This window comes from uncultured Polaribacter sp. (genome assembly GCF_947503855.1).
Lineage (GTDB): Bacteria > Bacteroidota > Bacteroidia > Flavobacteriales > Flavobacteriaceae > Polaribacter.
Genome location: NZ_CANNFF010000006.1, coordinates 14,232 through 35,232 on the forward strand (window position 1 = coordinate 14,232; position 21,001 = coordinate 35,232).

At 29.6% G+C, this 21,001-nt stretch carries 18 protein-coding genes; 8 read left to right on the top strand and 10 right to left on the bottom strand.

The genetic code is table 11. The features are described from left to right. The first annotated feature begins 205 nt into the window (after positions 1-205). The 3 genes from Q0662_RS06145 (at position 206) to Q0662_RS06155 (ending at position 5,648) form a co-directional block, all read left to right on the top strand. Positions 206-2,695 (top strand): PIG-L family deacetylase, encoded by a 2,490-nt coding sequence (locus Q0662_RS06145; RefSeq protein ID WP_298948083.1) that lies wholly within the window; start codon positions 206-208, stop codon positions 2,693-2,695. Between the two features lie 254 nt (positions 2,696-2,949). Next, complete coding sequence (locus Q0662_RS06150; protein ID WP_298948084.1) at positions 2,950-4,653, top strand: sodium:solute symporter; 1,704 nt, start codon at positions 2,950-2,952, stop codon at positions 4,651-4,653. A 23-nt stretch (positions 4,654-4,676) separates the two neighbouring features. Beyond that, positions 4,677-5,648 (top strand): Gfo/Idh/MocA family oxidoreductase, encoded by a 972-nt coding sequence (locus Q0662_RS06155; protein WP_298948086.1) that lies wholly within the window; start codon positions 4,677-4,679, stop codon positions 5,646-5,648. On the opposite strand, the gene Q0662_RS06160 is transcribed toward Q0662_RS06155, so the two are convergent. Beyond that, entirely contained in the window at positions 5,645-6,196 is a 552-nt protein-coding gene (locus Q0662_RS06160) for an acyl-CoA thioesterase (protein ID WP_298948087.1), read from the bottom strand. The two genes, Q0662_RS06155 and Q0662_RS06160, sit on opposite strands and share 4 nt — an antisense overlap. Further along, positions 6,189-6,572, bottom strand: coding sequence for a 6-phosphogluconate dehydrogenase (locus Q0662_RS06165; RefSeq protein ID WP_298948088.1), 384 nt, complete (start codon positions 6,570-6,572; stop codon positions 6,189-6,191). The genes Q0662_RS06160 and Q0662_RS06165 overlap by 8 nt, the downstream gene beginning before the upstream one ends. Before the next feature lie 257 nt (positions 6,573-6,829). Here Q0662_RS06165 and Q0662_RS06170 point away from each other — a divergent pair, with 257 nt between their 5' ends. Next, a complete protein-coding gene (locus tag Q0662_RS06170) occupies positions 6,830-7,615 on the top strand; it encodes a choice-of-anchor V domain-containing protein (protein ID WP_298948089.1) in 786 nt (261 codons plus the stop codon). 98 nt (positions 7,616-7,713) lie between these two features. Continuing rightward, complete coding sequence (locus Q0662_RS06175; RefSeq protein WP_298948090.1) at positions 7,714-8,889, top strand: GlmU family protein; 1,176 nt, start codon at positions 7,714-7,716, stop codon at positions 8,887-8,889. Between the two features lie 6 nt (positions 8,890-8,895). Here the strand turns inward: Q0662_RS06175 and Q0662_RS06180 are convergent, their stop codons facing one another. The 4 genes from Q0662_RS06180 to Q0662_RS06195 are packed head-to-tail and all read right to left on the bottom strand — an operon-like array spanning position 8,896 to position 11,810. Further along, positions 8,896-9,633, bottom strand: a complete 738-nt coding sequence (locus Q0662_RS06180; protein ID WP_298948091.1) for a head GIN domain-containing protein — start codon at positions 9,631-9,633, stop codon at positions 8,896-8,898. A gap of 30 nt (positions 9,634-9,663) precedes the next feature. Next, positions 9,664-10,743 (bottom strand): hypothetical protein, encoded by a 1,080-nt coding sequence (locus Q0662_RS06185; protein WP_298948092.1) that lies wholly within the window; start codon positions 10,741-10,743, stop codon positions 9,664-9,666. After that, complete coding sequence (locus Q0662_RS06190; protein WP_298948093.1) at positions 10,727-11,251, bottom strand: hypothetical protein; 525 nt, start codon at positions 11,249-11,251, stop codon at positions 10,727-10,729. Before Q0662_RS06190 ends, Q0662_RS06185 begins: the two co-directional genes overlap by 17 nt. Further along, a complete protein-coding gene (locus tag Q0662_RS06195) occupies positions 11,241-11,810 on the bottom strand; it encodes an RNA polymerase sigma factor (RefSeq protein WP_298948094.1) in 570 nt (189 codons plus the stop codon). Before Q0662_RS06195 ends, Q0662_RS06190 begins: the two co-directional genes overlap by 11 nt. 583 nt (positions 11,811-12,393) lie before the next feature. Between Q0662_RS06195 and lon the strand changes: the two genes are divergently transcribed. After that, positions 12,394-14,847: an endopeptidase La gene (gene lon, locus Q0662_RS06200; protein ID WP_298948095.1), complete on the top strand. Its 2,454-nt coding sequence runs from the start codon at positions 12,394-12,396 to the stop codon at positions 14,845-14,847. A gap of 61 nt (positions 14,848-14,908) precedes the next feature. Here lon and Q0662_RS06205 read toward each other — a convergent pair whose 3' ends face one another. The 4 genes from Q0662_RS06205 to htpG form a co-directional block, all read right to left on the bottom strand. Next, positions 14,909-15,376 (bottom strand): DUF6428 family protein, encoded by a 468-nt coding sequence (locus tag Q0662_RS06205; protein WP_298948096.1) that lies wholly within the window; start codon positions 15,374-15,376, stop codon positions 14,909-14,911. A gap of 13 nt (positions 15,377-15,389) precedes the next feature. Then, positions 15,390-15,716, bottom strand: coding sequence for a helix-turn-helix transcriptional regulator (locus tag Q0662_RS06210; protein ID WP_298948098.1), 327 nt, complete (start codon positions 15,714-15,716; stop codon positions 15,390-15,392). Positions 15,717-15,804: 88 nt separating this feature from the next. Beyond that, positions 15,805-16,326, bottom strand: a complete 522-nt coding sequence (locus Q0662_RS06215; RefSeq protein WP_298948099.1) for a GNAT family N-acetyltransferase — start codon at positions 16,324-16,326, stop codon at positions 15,805-15,807. Between the two features lie 369 nt (positions 16,327-16,695). Next, positions 16,696-18,606 carry a molecular chaperone HtpG gene (gene htpG / locus Q0662_RS06220; RefSeq protein WP_298948100.1) on the bottom strand — a complete coding sequence of 637 codons (1,911 nt, stop codon included), beginning with the start codon at positions 18,604-18,606 and terminating at the stop codon, positions 16,696-16,698. Between the two features lie 355 nt (positions 18,607-18,961). Between htpG and Q0662_RS06225 the strand changes: the two genes are divergently transcribed. Together Q0662_RS06225 and Q0662_RS06230 are read left to right on the top strand one after the other, a co-directional pair. Next, the gene (locus Q0662_RS06225; protein ID WP_298948101.1) at positions 18,962-19,969 is read left to right on the top strand and encodes a 3-oxoacyl-ACP synthase III family protein; all 1,008 of its coding nucleotides are present in this window, start codon (positions 18,962-18,964) and stop codon (positions 19,967-19,969) included. Between the two features lie 177 nt (positions 19,970-20,146). Beyond that, positions 20,147-20,965, top strand: a complete 819-nt coding sequence (locus Q0662_RS06230; protein WP_298948102.1) for a GLPGLI family protein — start codon at positions 20,147-20,149, stop codon at positions 20,963-20,965. The last annotated feature ends 36 nt before the right edge of the window (positions 20,966-21,001 follow it).

The window sequence follows — 21,001 nt, forward strand, 5'->3', positions numbered from 1 at the left end:
TTTATTAACAGGTTATGAGCATTTTTGTTGATGAATTACAAAACGTTATAATTATGTTAATTCATTTATTTTAGATGATAAAAAAAGTACATTTGTTTGCATACATTTTGCTCTAAAAAAAAATAAATATCTCCTCGAGTGCAGTCGAGAAGCTTTACTTAGGTCTCGACTGCGCTCGACCTTACAATACATTTTATTTGAAACAATGAAAAAACGTGTACGCTTTATTATAGGGTTTTTACTAATTTCTACAACAATACTTGCTCAGAAACCTCCTAAATTAAACTCAAATCAAATTTACGAGAAAATCCAAAAACTTAATTTTTTAGGAACAGCTTTGTACATTGCAGCACATCCAGATGATGAAAATACACGTTTAATATCCTATTTAGCTAATAATGTTAAAGCAAGAACTGGCTATTTATCTTTAACACGTGGTGATGGAGGACAGAATTTGATTGGACCAGAAATTAGAGAGTTATTAGGAGTTATTAGAACTCAAGAATTATTAGCAGCAAGAAATATTGATGGAGGTGAACAATTTTTTACAAGAGCCAACGATTTTGGTTATTCTAAACATCCAGATGAAACTCTAAAAATATGGAATAAAGAAGAAGTTTTAAGTGATATGATCTGGGTGATTAGAAATTTTAAACCAGATGTAATTATCAATAGGTTTGATCACAGAACTCCTGGAACCACCCATGGGCATCATACAAGTTCTGCAATTTTAAGTGTAGAGGCTTTTGACAAAGTTGGCGATAAAAATCAATATTCGGCACAATTAAAATATATAGATACATGGCAACCCAAAAGATTATTTTTTAATACTTCATCTTGGTTTTATAGAAACCAAGAAGATTTTGAAAAAGCTACAAAAGGCAAACTGACTTCTTTTGATGTTGGGGTATATTATCCTTTAAAAGGGCTGTCTAATAACGAATTAGCATCTTTAGCAAGCAGCCAGCATTTGTGTCAAGGTTTTGGTAGATTAACTACAAGAGGTAGCCAAAAAGAATATGTAGAGTTTTTAAAAGGTGATAAACCTAAACATAAAAACGATATTTTTTCGGGAATAAATACCACTTGGAATCGACTTGAAAAAGGTGGTGAAATTGGCGATATTTTATACGAAGTAGAGAACAATTTCGATTTTGTAAATCCGTCTAAACATTTGCCAGCTTTATTAATGGCGTATTCAATGATTCAAAAATTAACAGATAATCATTGGCGAACGATTAAAGAGAATCAAATTAAAGAAATTATAGAGGCTTGTGCAGGTTTGTATTTAGAAGCGTCTGCAGAAACATCTTCTGCAACTCCTAATGATACTGTTCAACTTAGATTTGAAGCATTAAATAGAAGTAATACAAACATCGAATTAACATCTATAACATCTACAATTGATAAAAGAACCATTGTAAAAGAGTTGAATTTAGAGCAAAACAAAAGAGTTAATTTCACAGAAAATATTACTCTAAAAACAAGTTTTTACTCAGATCCTTATTGGTTAAGAAAAGAAGCTACATTAGGCATGTATGCTGTAGAAAACCAAAAATTGATTGGAAAACCAGAGATAGCAAGGCCTTCAAAAATACATTTCAATTTAATTGTTGATGAAACCCCAATTTCGATAACTAAAAATGTAGTAAGGAGATATGCAGAACGTGACAAAGGAGAAATTTACGAACCTTTTGAAATTTTACCAAAAATAACCACGAAACTAAAAGATAAAGTACTTATTTTTTCTGATGATCAGCCAAAGAAAATTGCTGTAGAGGTTAGATCTGGTGCTAATAATGTGTCAGGGAAAGTAAGTTTAAAAGCTCCAACAAGTTGGGATGTTTCTCCAAATGAAATAAATTTTAAAATTCAGCAAAAAAACGACAAACAAACTGTTAGCTTTTTGGTAACACCTCCAAAAAACCAATCTCAAGGGAAATTAGAAGTTGTGGCTATTTCTGATGAAAAAGTCTATAAGAAAGAATTGGTAGAAATTAATTACAATCACATACCAAAGCAATCTGTTTTACTAGCCTCTAAAGCTAAAATTGTACGTTTAAATATTAAAACAGTTGGTAATAAAATTGGTTATATAAAAGGTGCAGGAGATGCCATTCCAGAAAATTTAAGACAGATTGGGTACTCAGTTTCAGAAATCAAGCCATCTAAAATAACCCCTAATAACTTGCAAGATTTTGATGCCATTGTTTTGGGAATCAGAGCTTACAATGTGGTAAAAGAACTAAAATTTAAACAGAAATATCTACTAGAATATGTAAAAAATGGTGGTAACATGATTGTGCAATATAACACCAATAGAAATGTAGATGTTTTACCACCATTTCCTTTAAAACTTTCTAGAGACAGAGTTACAGATGAGTTTGCAGAGGTTAAAATTTTAGACAAATCAAATTCTCTTTTAAATTTTCCAAATAAAATTACAGAAGCCGATTTTAAAGGTTGGGTGCAAGAAAGAGGTTTGTATTTTCCAAGTTCTTGGGATGAAAATTACACAGCAATTTTATCGATGAATGACAAAGGAGAAACGCCAAAAAACGGAAGTTTACTAATTGCAAAATACGGCAAAGGAAATTACATTTATACGGGGTTGAGTTTTTTTAGAGAATTACCTGCAGGGGTTTCTGGAGCTTATAAATTATTTGCAAATATGTTGTCTGTAGGGAAGGAGTAATTTTAAAGTTTCAAAGCTGCAAAGTTTCGAATTAGTAAAATTTGTTATCTCTGTAAAGGCAGGAACCTATAATAAGTTTATATGAAAAACAAATATCAAAAAAAATAAAACAAAGCAGGAAATAGCTTCAAAAAATAAATAAAGTGAATCAACAAAAATACACTTGGAAAAAAGCATATACTTTGGTTTTAGTAGCCAATCTAATTTACTTGATTATTTTTTATTTTATAACGAATTACTTTACCATTTAATCTATGGAAGTACAGAGTAAATTACATGCAATAGATTGGATTGTACTCTCTATAACTTTAATTTTTATAGTGGCTTATGGGACCTATGTGACCAGAAAAAACACCAACGTAACAGATTACATAAAAGGGGGTAGCGATTCTAAATGGTGGACTATTGGACTTTCTGTAATGGCAACACAAGCCAGTGCCATAACGTTTTTATCTACACCTGGGCAAGCGTTTCATAGCGGAATGGGGTTTGTACAATTCTACTTTGGTTTGCCTATTGCAATGGTTATCATTTGTGTGGTTTTTATTCCTATTTATCACAAACTAAAAGTGTACACTGCGTATGAGTTTTTAGAAGGTAGATTCGATTTAAAAACCAGGAGTTTAGCAGCTATTTTGTTCTTAATTCAACGTGGTTTAGCTGCAGGAATTACCATTTTCGCCCCAGCAATTATTTTATCTGCAGTTTTAGGATGGGATTTACTAATGCTAAATATCATTATAGGAATTTTAGTAATTATTTATACTGTTTCTGGTGGTACAAAAGCAGTAAATGTTACACAAAAACAGCAAATGATTATCATTTTTATAGGAATGCTGATAGCGTTTTTTATGATTATGAGTCAGTTGCCAGAAAACATTACTTTTAAAAATGCACTAGAAATTGCTGGCGCTAGTAATAAAATGGAAGTGTTAGATTTTTCTTTCGATTTAAGCAATAGATATACAGTTTGGACAGGAATTTTAGGAGGAACTTTTTTAATGTTGTCTTATTTTGGTACAGACCAAAGTCAGGTGCAACGTTATTTATCAGGTAAATCTGTACGTGAAAGTCAGTTAGGGCTAATATTTAACGGTTTGCTAAAAGTACCTATGCAGTTTTTTATTTTGTTGATTGGTGTTATGGTGTTTGTATTTTATCAATTTAATCCTGCACCGTTAAATTTTAATCCAGATGCCAATGATGAAATTAGAAAATCGAAATATGCGCAAGAATATAGCAACTTAGTAAGTAAACATAGAGAAATAGAAAAAACAAAAAAGGCAATTTTTGCAAATGGTTTTCAAGAAAACGAAAAACGAAGGGTGCAACAATTAAATGTTGCAGATTTACAAGTAAAAAAACAAGCTAAAGAAATTATAGATAAGATTGATGAAGAAAATCTTTTAAAAAAAATAGAATCTAATGATAAAGATTATGTGTTTATTCACTTCATTTTAAACAATTTACCAAGAGGGTTAATAGGACTTTTATTGGCCGTAATTTTATCTGCAGCGATGTCTTCTACAGCATCAGAATTAAATGCTTTGGCAAGCACAACTGCTATGGATTTGTATAAGCGAAATGTAATAGAAAATAAGACAGAAAAACACTTTGTAAAAGCCTCTAAATGGTTTACGTTAGCTTGGGGTATTTTAGCCATTTCTGTGGCCTGTATTGCCAATTTATTCGATAATTTAATACAGTTAGTAAATATTATTGGGTCTATTTTTTATGGGAATGTTTTAGGGATTTTTCTATTGGCATTTTTTATTAAATTTGTGAAAGGAAATGCTGTTTTTATAGCAGCTTTAATTACACAAACCATCATTATCGCTGTTTATCTTTTAGATTGGTTACCTTATTTATGGCTCAATTTGTTAGGATGCGCTTTGGTAATGGGAATTGCCATAATTTTGCAAATATTTATTCCAACAAAAGAAAAATTAAAAATATAAACAGTACGAGTAAGGATTAAGTTATGATGCAAAAAAAAATTAAATGGGGTATTATAGGTTTGGGTAATATAGCCCATAAATTTGCTACAGACCTAGCAACCATAGAAAATGCAGAATTAGTTGCAGTTGCTTCTAGAAGTCAAGAAAAGGCAGATGAATTTGCAAAAAAGTATACTGCTAAGAATGCATACGACTCTTATGAAAAATTAGCAAAAGACCCAGAGGTTGATGCTGTGTATATTGCAACTCCACACAGTTTTCATAAAGAAAATTCTATACTTTGTTTACATCATAACAAAGCAGTTTTATGCGAAAAACCTTTTGCAATGTCTTGGCAAGAGGTACAAGAAATGATTGCAGTTTCTAAAGAAAAAAATGTTTTATTAATGGAAGCATTATGGACCTGTTTTTTACCACATTACAAGTATGTTTTAGATGTTTTTAGAAGTAAAAAGTTTGGAGAACTAAAAGAGCTAAAAGCAGATTTTGGTTTTAAACCTGAATATAATCCGGAAGAAAGACTGATAAAAAAAGAAGTGGGAGGTGGTTCTTTATTGGATATTGGTATCTATCCAATTTTTGCAGCCTTATCTACATTAGGAATACCAAAATCTATTGAAGCAAATGCTACTTTTTTTGAAACAGGTGCAGATTCTCAATGTAATATGATTCTTAATTATCAAGATGCAAAAGCCTATTTAAAATCTACCTTATTAGAAGAAACCAAAACAGAAGCTATTTTTACTTTTGAGGATGCAACCGTTATTATGAATACCATGTTTCATATGCCAACAACTTTAACCGTTATTAAAAATGGTAAAAAAGAAATCATAGATTTTGGATCTCAAACAATTGGTTATAATTTCGAGATTGAACATTTTAATCAATTAATAAGAGATAGTAAAAAAGAAAGTGATATTATGACTTTTGATTTTTCTGAAAAATTAATAAAAACTTTAGACGCTGTTAGAAAAATTATTGGATTAGAATACTAATTACTTAGTTCTATTTTAGAGTTACTTTCTTTTAACAAGTTTATATAATCCTCAGTTTTAAAAGCTTTACTACTAAACCTAGAAGTTCTGTTTTTTCCTTCACTTTGTCTTACAATAGATCTGGTAAAACGTCTAATTTCTTGTTTATTGGTTAGTATAAGACCTGGTACTGGAGCACTTTTGCCATGGCTATCTTTTGCAACCATTGTAAAATAAGAAGAGTTACAATGTTTGGTTTCGCCAGTTCTAATATTTTCAGACTCTACACGTAAACCAACAACCATAGAGGTTCTACCAGTGTAATTTACAGAAGCTTTTAAAGTAACCAATTCACCAACTTCTATAGGATTTAAAAAATCGACTCTATTTACAGAAGCTGTAACGCAATAATTAGCCGAATGTTTAGAGGCACAAGCAAAAGCAATTTGATCCATCAAATTTAAAATATAGCCACCATGAATTTTTCCACTAAAATTAGAATTAGAAGGCAACATTAATTCTGTAATTGTTAGTTGAGATTCTTTAATACTTTTAAATTTTTTAATCATTTGTCATGTTTTTACTTCTAAAATGTGGTGAGTCTTCTTGGGTTACTTTGGTAATAAAATATTTGGTGTCTCCTAACCAAAAGAAAGTAGCATAACGTTCTTTATAATTCAGTTTTACATATTTTCCTTGATATTTTTGTAAATCTTTTAGCACTTGTTCATTTTTATCTTCCACAGAAAAAATAAATATTTGAGCACCAGAAATTCCTTGACTAATTTCTCCTTCCCAAGTTTTTACCAAAATACCTTTTCTACTTATTTTAATTAATTCACCAGAACGTACACCTGTACTATAGGTAATAAAATATATAAAAAGGTAATATAAAACAGTTAGTATAATTGCGGTACTAACTAAAACACCTATAATTTTTTTCATAATTCAAAAATACAAATCTTACTATTAGCAGAAGCATATTTTTTTAGCATTTATTTTTCGCTTTAATAGTTTTTTCTTTAAGATATATTTTATTTTGTGTATCAAATTTTTGTTATTTTTTTAATTTCTAATAAAACATCATGTTTCATAAAATTATATTTTTTTTAAAAAAAAATTATCATTTAAAGAAATTTATTCAGTAATTTTAAAATATTTACGACAATACCTAATATATCAATCTGATTAAACTTTAAATTATGAAAAAAAACTACTTTTTTAAATTTTTACTATTAGCCATACCTGTTTCTGCATTTATTTTACTTTCTTTTTCCGCTGGAAATCCAAATTCATTATCAGGCTCTCCAGGAGACAGTGGTGCAAACTGTACACAATGTCATACAGGTACAGCAAGTACAAGTAATATTACAATAACTACAAATATTCCAACTACAGGTTACGAATTTAATACAGATTATACAGTTACATTAACCAATACGGATGGAGGTTCTAGAAATGGTTTTCAAGTAACAGCAGAAAGAGACGCAAACAATTCAAAAACCGGAACTTTTATTTCTACAAGTTCAGATACACAAACAGCTGCAGATAATTCAAGAATTATTCATACAAGTAACGGAAATTCACAAAGTTCATGGACTTTTAAATGGAAATCTCCATCGACTGAACAAGGTAGAATTACTTTTTATGGTTCATCTGTGTCAGGAAATGGAAATGGAGGTAATTCTGGAGATAAAGTTTATTTAGGAAGTTCTGTATCTACCCCTTCTTTAACGATTTCAGATGCAAAACGTTTAAATTTTGATATGTTTCCAAATCCAGCAACAGAAAATCTAAACATTCAATTACCTTCTGGTGTAGAAAAAGCATCTGTAGAATTTTATGATTACGTGGGTAGATTAACACTTTCTAAAAAAGTAAGCAATTTAGATAGTAAAATTGATGTAAATAGTCTTAGCAAAGGTGTTTATCTTTTAAAAGTGATTACAGATTCTAAAATTGGAAGTCAGACATTTATAAAAAATTAATTTTTTTTTAATTCTATATTTTAAAACCGATTGTAAGTAGAACAATCGGTTTTTTTATGCTTTTTTAAGTAAATTTGTCATTATTCTAAAAAGAAAAAATGAATTATATTTTATTTGATAGTGATGTTAGGAAAGCTCTATTACCATTAACATATACACGACCTGTTGCAGATATTAGAATTGGTATTTTAACCATTAGAGAAAAGTGGGAAAAATATTTAGGCTTAACCACAACAACCATTACAGAGGCTTATTTAGAAGAAAAATATCCAATGGTAGAGTTGGATACAAACATTCTTATAAACGCTTCTTTTTGCCCAACTAAATCATTGGTAGAAAAAGTAAAAAACTTGTCTAAAAATGAGGCAATTTTTAAAGGAGATGATGTAATTGCATTTTACACAATAGATTCTCAAGAAGAAGTAGATTTTGATGCTTACACTCAAATAGAATTCGAAGAAGAAATCATACAAATAAAAAATACTTGGGATATTTTTAGCTTGAATGGAAAAGCAATTCAAGAAGATTTTAATTTACTTACAGAAGGTAGAATATCTGAACCCATACCAGAGGGAATTGCAGTTTTAAATAAAGAAAATGTTTTTATAGAGCCAGGAGCAAAAATTGTTTTTTCTACATTAAATGCATCAGAAGGGCCTATTTACATAGGTAAGGATGCTTTAATTATGGATGGATCAGCAATTAGAGGCCCATTTGCCATGTGTAATAATGCTGTTGTTAAAATGGGGGCAAAAATATATAAAGACACCACAATTGGTCCCTTTTCTAAAATAGGAGGAGAGGTTAGTAATTCTGTTATTTTTGGCTATTCTAGCAAGGGGCATGATGGTTATTTAGGAAACTCTGTTCTTGGAGAATGGTGTAATTTAGGTGCAGACACCAACAATTCGAATTTAAAAAATAATTATGCTGAAGTAAAATTGTGGAGTTACGAAACCAATCGTTTTGCAAAAACAGGATTGCAGTTTTGTGGTTTAATAATGGGAGATCATTCTAAATGTGGTATCAATACCATGTTTAATACAGGAACAGTTGTTGGTGTAAGCGCCAATATTTTTGGTAGTGGTTTTCCAAGAAATTTTATACCTTCTTTTAGTTGGGGTGGTTCATCTGGTTTTACCGTTTTTCAAACAAATAAAGTTTATGAGGTTGTAACAGCAGTTTTAAAACGAAGAAATTTACTTTTTAATGATATAGATAAAAAAATATTAGACCACGTTTTTGAAGAAACAAAACAATACAGAAATTTTTAGTTTGGTTTAATTCTTTTCTATAATACTGCCAGAACCAATAGATTTGCTATCTATTTGTTTCGGATTTCCTTTGTAATATATGCTGCCAGATCCAATTAAATTGGCTTTAATTTTATTTTTTACAGTTGCTTTTACACTACCAGACCCTGCAATAGTTGCATTTATTTCGCTCGTAGTTAAATTGTAAGCTCTAATACTACCAGAACCAGCAATAGCACATTTTAAATTGTTAGTTATCCCTTTTAAATCAATGTTGCCAGAACCACCAATATTTACATTGGTTTCATCAGCATTTATACCTAATTCAATATTTCCAGAACCACCTAAACTTACACTAAAATTGTCTGATATGAGCTCTGTTTTACTGATAATGTTTCCAGAACCACCCAATGCAATACTTTCTATTTCAGACACAGTTACAGTAACTACCATTCTTCTAGTAGTTTTAACATTTGTGTTTTTTTTATACTTTATTTTTAAAGTACCACCACTTATTTCTGTTTCAATTAAAGGAATGATATTTTCTTCTCCTTTAAGGGTTATATTTCCTTCTGTTCCTTTAATCAAAACAACATCAAATGAGCCTCCAACAGTAATGGCATCATAATTAGATGTTGTTCTTTTTTCTATAATTATAGTTCCATTTCCTTTTATTTTTTTGTTGTTTCCCCACCAACTTTGTGCGTTTACAGAGAAAGAAAAAGCAATAAATAAACTAGCTAAAAGTATTTTTTTTGTCATCATTTTTTATGTTTTTTTTGATTGTTTTTGAAATTAGTTTTCTTCAATTCTAACACTACCATATTGCGAGTTTATTTTTAGGTTTGCCTTCGAATTTCCTTTTCCATATTTACCTTCGTAGTATTTTTTAGTAGATTTAGAAATACTCTTGTAAAACTCTATATTATCATCATTTCTTTTAAAACTGCTGTATTGTAAATCAATTTCAAAATCAAAATTAATACCATTTTCTACCCCAATTCTAATGCCAGTGTACTGTGCATTAATATCTACTTTATCAAAAGTACTTTTTAAATCTTTAATAGTTAAAGAACCATAATCGGTGTCTATAGTTAATCGATTTCTTACAGTACCAAATCGCATGGTTACATAATCTGTATTTCCGTTAATTTGTGCGGCATCATTTATAGAAATAGAACCATAATCTTGATTAAAATCGATAGAACCAGCCTTGTCGAATTTCATGGTAGAATAATCTGCGTTTAACTTAATCCTTTCAGAATTATCTATCGTTAATTTAGAATAATCAATATTTACAGAACCTTCTTTTATTTTCTTTATAGAAGATGACGAGCAGTAATCTAAATTGATATTATTATTGTCTGAAGATAATTCTCCTACAGAAATTTTACCATAGTCGCAGCTAATTGATGCATCGCCATCTAAATCACCTAAATAGATACTACCGTAATCGTTATTTAAACTGACACTATTAGTTTTTGGCATTTTAACAATGTAATTTATTTTGTAATTCACATTTTTGCTATTGCTCCACCAAGACCAATTGCTTCTGTTTTTTTCTATAATAGTTTCAGCCTCAACGAAGTTGCTGTTTGCGTTAAAATTGATTTGTATCGCTTCTAATTTGCTTTCAACTTCATCTAAATCGTCACCTTTTACAGTTATTTGTACTTCAATTTCAACTCGATTTTTGTTCCAAGAGGTAATATTTAAATCTCCATATTTATTATTAATAGCTACTTTAGCATTTGCATTTACGCTATATTCTTTTGAAATAATTTTAGTTTTTTCGTGCTTTTCTTTATCAATACTTCCAAAAGTTATTAAGGGGATTAAGAAGGTTAATATGGTAATTTTATATATAAATTTCATCTTCTAAAAATTTTGGATTTTTAATTTGGTTTATTTGTTTTAGGGTTCTTTCTAAAATATTTAAGCGTCTTTGATAGTTTTTAATCATCGCACTAATAATTCTTTTTTGCTTGCCATTTTTAGTAAGTTCTTTAATAAAAACTTTGTAGCTGTCTTCTAATTCTTCTAGTTCGTCTAAAGCATTTTCTATAATGGTTTCTGTTTCTAAATTTCTTTTTTTCTCTATCGTTTTTAACTCTTGATTGATGGTAGATACAAAATAATCTTGCACTTCCTCCATTTTTGGAGAAATATCTGCCAAGTCTATCTGTTTTTTTTGATGATTGCTACCCAACCAAAAACCCAATATAAGAATAACAGAAGCTGCAATACTTAGCCATTTCCATGAGGTTTTTTGGTGTTTTTTAGATGCGTTTAACTTTTTTTCGAAGCGTTTTAAATGCCCTGAATGTGGTTTTACTAAATCAACATTATTATCAGAAAAAAATTGATGTAATTTATCTTTCATTAATTCTTGTTTCTATTATGTTATTGGCAAGTATTACTTGCTTTAATTTCTTTTTTGCTCTTGAAACTGTTGTTCTAACATTTTCATTGGTATAGTTTAAAATCTGTGCAATCTCCTCATAATCATAGCCTTCTATGAAATGTAAATTTAAAATGATTCTGTAATTTTCTTTTAAACTTTGTAGGCAATCATTTACTTTGTTTGTATTTAAAGTTTTGTAATCTATGGTTTTTTCCTCTTCATTTTCTGTAGGAATTACTTCCATCTTAATTTCAGAGTACCTATTGTTTTTCTTTAATTGCGTTAAACTTTTATTAATAACAATTCTTTTTAACCAAGCTCCAAAAGTAACTTTACCTTTGTACATATGTATTTTTGTAAAAGCGGCTAAAAAAGCTTCTTGCATAATATCTTCTGCTTCAAAACGGTCTTTTAAAATACGATAAGCAACATTGTACATTGCCATATAATAGCATTTGTACAATTCTAACTGCGCATTTTTATCGTCTTTTTTGCAGCATACTATAAGGTTGGTTATATGTGGTTGATTTGTTTCCAATAAAACGTTTCTATACTAGAGACAGAGTGATCTTTAAATTGTGACACTTTTCTAAAAATAAAAATAAACTTTTTATTTTAAGGAACTATTTTAAGAAGAAAGGTAAACGAACGTAATATTTATCCTAAAATTTATTGATTTGAAGTTTCTAAAATTTTACTTTCTAGGTTTATAAAACCATATAAGTTGCTACCTAATAAAAGAGAAGGATAAACGTTTTGTAAAGCATTCACCATAACAGTACTTCCGTTTGGAAAATCTTGCTACCAATGGTGAATTATTTTTTCCACCAGCATAGACAAACCATAATTTTATCGCCATTTTCTATCATACCAAATAGCTCTACAGCTCTTGCAACAGCATTTAGTATTTTTTTGTGGTTTGCTTAATTGTTTCCATTAATACAAAAATAATATTTAGCATGCTATCATCAAATCCTTTGGCATAACAATTGTTTTAATAATGATAGATAATAACTGTTTTTGTTTTTAAATTATTGAAAATCAAAACATTAAGTTTAATGAAAATGATGTTGATTTTTCGGAATAAAAAAATCAATGTCAGTATGACAGATATATAGAAGATGAGCAAACCAAAAAGAATACATATAGACAATTTGTCGCTAAATAGTATGCTGAATGAAGATTCTGAGTTAATTCCTTTAATGACTCCAGAAGATGAAGAAATTATAAATAATGAAAGTGTACCTACAACTTTACCAATTTTACCACTTAGAAATACGGTTTTATTCCCTGGTGTTGTAATACCAATTACAGCCGGTAGAGACAAATCTATTCAGTTAATAAAAGACGCAAATAAAGGCGATAAAGTAATTGGAGTAGTAGCACAAAAAAATGAAGATGTAGAAGAGCCTACCTTAAAAGATATACACCAAACAGGTGTGGTTGCTCAAATTTTACGTGTTTTAAAAATGCCTGATGGGAATACAACTGTAATTATACAAGGTAAAAAACGTTTTGAAATTGATACTGTTCTGCAAGAAAAACCGTATTTAAAAGCTACTGTAAAAGAGGCTTTTGAAGACAGACTTGTAGAAGATGAAAAGGAATTTGAAGCGATTATAGAATCGATTAAAGAGCAAGCTTTAGAGGTAATTAAAGAAAACCCTATGTTGCCTACGGAGGCTTCTTTTGCAATTAAAAACATTAAATCCAACTCATTTTTAGTGAATTTTATTTCTTCTAATATGGATTTAAGTGTGATTCAGAAACAAGTTATTTTAGAAAAAGATAACTTAAAAGAACGTGCATTATTAGCTCTAAAAAACTTAAATAAAGAGCTTCAAAAATTAAAATTACGCAACGATATACAGTCTAAAACTAGAGAAGATTTAGACCAACAGCAACGCGAATATTACTTAAATCAACAATTAAAAACCATACAAGAAGAGTTAGGTGGCGTATCTAACGACCAAGAGTTAGAAGAAATGCGCAAAAAAGCCAAAACCAAAAAGTGGACTAAAGAAGTAAACGAAACTTTTACAAAAGAGTTGAGTCGCTTAAAAAGAATGAATCCACAAATGGCAGAATATGGTGTACAAAGAAGTTATCTAGAGTTGCTGCTAGAATTGCCTTGGGGAGAATATACAGAAGATATTTTCGACTTAAAAAGAGCAACTAAAATTTTAGACAGAGACCATTTTGGTTTAGAAAAAGTTAAAGAAAGAATTATAGAACATTTAGCAGTTTTAAAACTGAGAAATGATATGAAATCTCCAATTATCTGTTTGTATGGGCCTCCAGGAGTTGGTAAAACATCTTTAGGAAAATCTGTGGCAGAAGCTTTAGGGCGTAAATATGTTCGTATGTCTTTAGGAGGTTTAAGAGATGAAGCAGAAATTAGAGGACATAGAAAAACATATATAGGTGCAATGCCTGGTCGTTTAATCCAGAATTTAAAAAAGGCAGAAAGTTCTAACCCTGTTTTTGTATTGGATGAAATTGATAAATTAGGTCAAAGTCATCAAGGAGATCCATCTTCTGCAATGTTAGAAGTTTTAGACCCAGAGCAAAACACTGCTTTTTATGATAACTATTTAGAAGTTGGTTACGATTTATCTAAAATACTTTTTATAGCAACAGCTAATAACTTAGGCCAAATTCCTTGGGCTTTGCGTGATAGAATGGAAATTATTAATGTAACAGGTTATACAATTGAAGAAAAAGTAGAAATAGCCAAAAGACATTTATTACCAAAACAATTAAAAGAACATGGTTTAACAACCCAACATTTAAAGTTAGGAAAAAAACAAATAGAAACTATTGTAGAAGGCTATACAAGAGAATCTGGTGTTAGAGGCTTAGAAAAACAAGTTGCAAAAGTGGTGCGTTTTGCAGCAAAATCTATTGCTATGGAAGAAGATTATAATATAAGCCCAACCCAAGAAGATGTAGAAAAAATATTAGGAACTCCAAGAAATAGAGATAAATATGAAAATAATGGAGTTGCTGGTGTAGTTACTGGCTTAGCCTGGACAAGTGTTGGTGGAGATATTTTATTTATAGAATCTATATTATCTAAAGGAAAAGGAAATCTTTCTATAACTGGTAATTTAGGAAATGTTATGAAAGAATCTGCAACAATTGCTTTGCAATACATTAAATCGAACGCAGAAGAGTTTGGTATAAAACCAGAAATTATAGAAAAATACAACGTGCATATTCATGTGCCAGAAGGTGCTACACCAAAAGATGGTCCAAGTGCAGGTATTACTATGTTAACCTCTTTGGTTTCTTCTTACACACAACGTAAAGTTAAAAATAAATTAGCCATGACCGGCGAAATTACTTTGCGTGGTAAAGTATTGCCAGTTGGTGGTATTAAAGAAAAAATATTAGCTGCTAAAAGAGCTAATATTAAAGAAATAATTCTTTGTAACGATAATCGAAAAGATATTTTAGAAATAAAAGAAAGCTATTTAAAAGGCTTAACTTTTCATTATGTTACAGATATGAAGCAAGTTATAGAAATAGCATTAACCAAACAAAAGGTAGACAATGCTAAAAAATTAGACTAATAAAAAAAGCCTTCAACTAGTTTAAAGTTGGAGGCTTTTTACTTTAAATAAAGTCCCTTTTCTAACAGCAACCAGAATTTGGTTTGCAACTATTTACCACCCCATTGGCTGTAATTCTCACTTTTGGTTTTTCTGGAATGTTACAGGCATCTAAAGCCAAACAAGCGGTCTTTTTAGAGGTTAATAGAAAATTGGTTCCGTTAAAATCTAAACCATACTTTCCAATAGTTTCTTTTCCTTGATATTCTACTTCAATTTCTAAATTATCTAAGTTGAATTGCTTTTCAGATAACTCAATAATACTTATTAATTTTTCTGGATGCAGTCGATGATCATAATCATTGGCTTCCCAAAGTTGAAAACTAATCACGTTTTCTTCTCTAATTTTGCCTCCACAATCTATAAATACCTTAGTTATTTTACCAATTTCAGTCACATGAAAATGGCTAGCAACTATTTCTCTATTTGGTAATTCAAATGCAATTATATCTAATTTTTTTAAGTGATTTTTAATGTCTAATAATTTCATAATATATAATTTTTTAACAGCAGGTATTTTCTGTTATGTTATTGATAAACGTGTTTAATGTATTTTTTATGTTTAGCCAATTATCTTCGTTTATACAATAACAAACACTTGTGCCTTCTATGTTTCCTTTAATAATTCCTATTTTTTTTAGCTCTTTTAAATGTTGAGAAATGGTAGGTTGAGCCAAACCAATTTTTGTTACCAAATCTCCACAAACACAACTTTTTAATTTTAGTAAATATTCTAATATTGCAATTCTTGCAGGATGCCCTAAAACTTTAGCAATATTGGCAATATTATTTTGTTGTGCAGTAAATATTTCTGATTTGGTAAGTCCCATATTAATTTGTTTATTGTAATATTACGATTAATAACTTAAAAGTGAAGTAATTTTACATTTTTTTTTTAAAGAAATATGAATAGTTATTCTATAACTTTAGATATAATAAATCGTTTAATCTAGTTTCTGTTTCAGAAATAGGAAAATTGTACAAGGCAATTTTTTGAAAACCTACTTTTTTATAAAACGATAGTGCTCTATAATTTTTAATCCAAGTGTATAGCCAAATACCTTTTTGATTGTTTTTTTTACAGAGTTCTAAGTTAAATTTAAAAAGCTCAATCCCTAAACCCAAACCATAAAAGTCTTCTAGCAAATAAAAACGCTCTAATTTAGTAACATGGTTAGAGGCTATATGTTCATTTTTTTGGTTGAATATAACTTTAGAGAAACCTGCTAAAGATTGGTTATGATAAATTAAATGATATTGAAATTGAGGATTTGTAATTTCACTCAATAATTGTTCTTCATTAAAATTTGTTTGGATATATGTATCCATAATTTCTTTTGGAATTGCGTCTTTATGAGGAACAAAAAAAGCTTTTTTGCCAACTTCTGTTAAAGCCTTAACATCTTTAATCTCGGCTTTTTTTATGGTAAATATTGTCAAACTTTAATTTTTATAAATTTGCGCCTTAAGCGAAGATCTCTTTTAATTATTACTTCGATTTTTTTCTTTTTGAAACATATTCTTTTTTAATTTTACTTTACCATTTTTCTATCATGTACTGTTAAAAAATGGTATTCAACCTTCATTTAAATAAAACTTTTAGCTACTCATTTTTTTTTTTTGAATCCTACTTTTATTCTTCTCGAATTGCCTACAACTAAAATAATATAAAACGTTCACATATTTTATTTTAGATATTAAACTAATTTAGTTGTTTTTCTTGTGAAAGTCAAATACAAAACCTCAATGCTTACACAAAGAGGTTTTAGTTTTTATAGATTTCTGCCTGTGCAGAAATGATAGAAAGAATTATTTAATCAATTCGTAAGAACGTTTGATAAAGTTTGTTAAATCTTCACCATGTAATAAGTTTTGAGATAATTTAGCCAAATCAAAAGCTTGAGAAATTAAACCTTTTTGTTTGTCTTCATCTGCCGCTAAAATTTCAGAAACTAATGGGCTGTTGGTATTTACCACCAAGTTGTACATATCTGGCATATTGCCCATTCCCATCATTCCACCTCCGCCAGAAGCTTGCATTTCTTTCATTCTACGCATAAATTCTGGTACTGTAATTATAAAAGGAGAAGAATTAGAATCCATAGCTTCTAACTGAACCGTGTAAGCAGAATTGTTTACAGCCCCTTCAATTACAGGTTTTAGTTTTTCTTTTTCCTCGTCAGATAATTTAGAAATTACATTATCATCTTTTTTAATTAAATTATCTGCGTGGTCTGCATCAACTCTAGAAAACTTAATTTTTCCATCCCCAGAAGTTTCTAATTTCTGCATTAAATGAGAAATTATTGGCGAGTCTAACAACAATACTTCATAACCTTTTGCTTTGGCTTCTTGTATATAGCTGTGTTGTGCATCTTTATTGGCTGCATATAAAATTACATGGTTGCCATCTTTGTCTGTTTGTGTGTCTTTCGTTTTTTCGATAAATTCATCAAAAGTGAAAAAAGTATCGTCTACAGTTGGGTATAAAGCAAACTTTTTGGCTTTGTCAAAAAACTTGTCTTCAGAGAGCATACCGTATTCAATAATCACTTTAATATCGTTCCATTTTTTCTCAAAATCTTCACGATCTTTTTTAAATAAAGAGGTTAATTTATCTGCTACCTTTTTAGTAATGTAACCAGATATCTTTTTAACAGCGCCATCTGCTTGTAAATAAGAACGAGAAACGTTTAATGGAATGTCTGGAGAATCAATTACCCCTTTTAGCATTTGTAAAAAGTCTGGTACAATACCTTCTACATTGTCGGTTACAAATACTTGATTTTGATACAGTTGAATTTTATCTTTTTGCATGTCTAAGTTTTGAGACAGCTTTGGGAAGAATAAAATACCTGTTAAATTAAAAGGGTAATCTACATTTAAATGAATGTGAAATAAAGATTCTTCAAACTGCATTGGGTACAATTCTCTGTAAAAGTTTACGTAATCTTCATCACTTAAATCTGCTGGTGCTTTTGTCCAAGCAGGGTTTGTGTTATTGATAATATCATCTACCTCAATTTGTCTATGAGGTTCTGTAGTTTCTTTACCATCTTTATCTTTAGTGGTTTTTGGTTTGTGTGCAGGATCGTTTATTTTTTTCATTCCAAATTTAATTGGCACTTGGTTAAAACGATTGTATTTGGTTAATAAACCACGAATTTTACCTTCTTCTAAAAACTCTGTAGAGTCTTCTGCAATATGTAACACAATTTCTGTACCTCTGTCAGATTTATCATGCTCATTTAAAGTGTATTCAGGAGAACCATCACAAGTCCAATGTGCAGCAGGTTCGTCTTTAAACGATTTTGTAATTATTTCAACTTTATCAGCTACCATAAAAGCAGAGTAAAAACCTAGACCAAAATGCCCTATTACACCTGTATCATTTTTGTCGTCTTTGTATTTTTCTAAAAATTCTTCTGCACCAGAAAATGCAATTTGATTAATGTATTTTTCTACTTCATCAGTAGTCATACCTAAACCTTGATCTTTAATGGTTAAGGTTTTAGCATCTTTATTAATGCTAATTTCTATTTTGGCATCTCCTAATTCTGTTTTTGCTTCTCCAATAGAAATAAGGTGTTTTAATTTTGTTGTGGCGTCTGTTCCATTAGAAATCAATTCGCGTAAAAAGATTTCATGGTCTGAATACAAGAATTTTTTAATCAGCGGAAAAATATTTTCTACTGATACATTAATGTTTCCTTTGCTCATAATTTTATGTTTATTTTAGTTTTTGTTAATGTCATTTTGAGTGATTTTTTTTTGAAAATTGTATTGAAAAGTTTTAATTATTCTAGATACAATTTTTTATTCGTAAATATTCAATCAAACTGACAAACAGTTATTTTTTATAATTTGATTTTAAATAGTCAAAAAAAATACCAAAAAGAGGTTTGTGACAAGATGACAGAAATTGATGCGTTTCGTCAGTTTTTAATCAAAAAATATATACCTGAGTATCTGACTAAAATATTTGTTTAAATTGTCATTCCTTTGAAAATGAGAATCTAAATAAATTGTCTATTTTAGCTAACCACAATAAACACATAACTAAAATTACAATATTATGTATAATTCTAAAATAGCAGGGTTAGGATATTATGTTCCAGAAAATGTTGTTACCAACAACGATTTAAAGGAATTTATGGATACCTCAGATGAATGGATTCAGGAAAGAACAGGTATACAAGAAAGACGTTGGATAGACCCAAAAACAGATGATACTACAGCTGTTATGGGGGCAAAAGCTGCAAAAATAGCTATAGAAAGAGCAGGCTTAACCAAAGATGATATCGATTTTATTGTGTTTGCAACTTTAAGTCCAGATATGTATTTTCCTGGAGGTGGTGTGCAAATTCAAGATTTATTAGAAATGCCAACTATTGGTGCATTAGATGTTCGTAACCAATGTTCTGGTTTTATATATGCCATGTCTGTTGCAGATCAATTTATAAAAACAGGGATGTATAAAAATATTTTGGTCATTGGTGCTGAAAATCATTCTGGTGGATTAGAAAAATCTACAAGAGGTAGAGGTGTTACTGTTATTTTTGGTGATGGAGCAGGTGCTGCTGTTTTAACAAGATCTGAAGCAAAAGGAAAAGGTATATTATCCTCACATTTACATTCTGAAGGGAAACATGCAAGAGAATTGATGTTAGACGGACCATCAACCCAAAGATGGGTGCCAGAAATTTTAGAAGCAAATGATCCTGATGATGTATCTTATTTTCCATACATGAATGGGCAATTTGTGTTTAAACACGCTGTAACTCGTTTCTCTGAAGCAATTATTGAAGGTTTACAAGCCAATAATTTACAGAAAGAAGATATTGATATGTTAATTCCACATCAAGCTAATTTACGTATTGCTCAGTTTATACAAAAGAAGTTTCAATTACCTGATGATAATGTATACAACAATATCATGAAATATGGAAACACAACAGCAGCCTCAGTAATTATAGCTTTAACAGAGGCTTGGGAAAAAGGTAAAATTAAAGACAACGATTTGGTTGTTTTAGCAGCGTTTGGTAGTGGTTTTACTTGGGGTAGTGTAATTATTAGATGGTAATAAGTATCATATATTTACTAGAAAAAGACTTTTTTTAAACGAGTCTTTTTTTATTCACAATGATTTTTTTATATATTATTTTTAAATACAATTGAAACATAAATTATTGTTAATATTTAGTAATTGATAAATTTTCGTTTATTATTTATTTAAGTTTGTTAAACAAAAATTCAAATCATGAAATCAGCTAGCTTTAAAATTTTAGTATTTACATTGATATTATTTTTAATTTCAAATTCATCTGTAACTGCACAGAATTTTAATGGAAAAGCCATTTATGTATCTAAATCTAAAATGGAATTAGGCAATTGGGGAGCAAGACTAAGTGAAGCACAAAAAAAGCAAGTTGCTGCAAGATTAAAAAATAGACTCGAAAAAAAGTACATATTAACTTTTAACAAACAGGAAGCCTCTTTTAAAGAAGACACAAAAATTGATGCTATTTCTGGTGCGACAGATTCTTGGGGAGCTTATTTTTCTAGGGGTAAACAGTATAAAAATATTAAAACTACCCAATTGATACAAAGCCAAGAGTTTTATGGCAAACGTTTTTTAGTAAAAGATAATCTATATAAAATAGATTGGGTTTTAGGCACAGAAACTAAACAAATTGGAGCGTATACATGTTACAAAGCAAAAGCATTTATACCTAATATAGAACTAAATTGGTATAATTTTTCTTGGAGCGATTTAAGAAATGAAGAAAATACCGATTCAGATAAAAAAGAAAATATGGTTGTGGTAGAAGCTTGGTATACATCACAAATTCCCTTGGCACATGGCCCTGGAGAGTTTTGGGGTTTACCAGGATTAATTTTAGAAGTTAACGTAAATAACACCACTCTTTTATGCACCGAAGTAACTATAAGTAAAGGAGAAGCTGTGCAAATAGAGGCTCCAGATAGAGGTACAGAAATTACCAAAGAAAAATATTCTAAAACCATTCGAAAAAAAATGGCTGAAATGAGAAATAATAGAATGCGAAGAAGAGGTTAATTTTTGTAATTTAGCGTTTGTATATTTTAATAAATT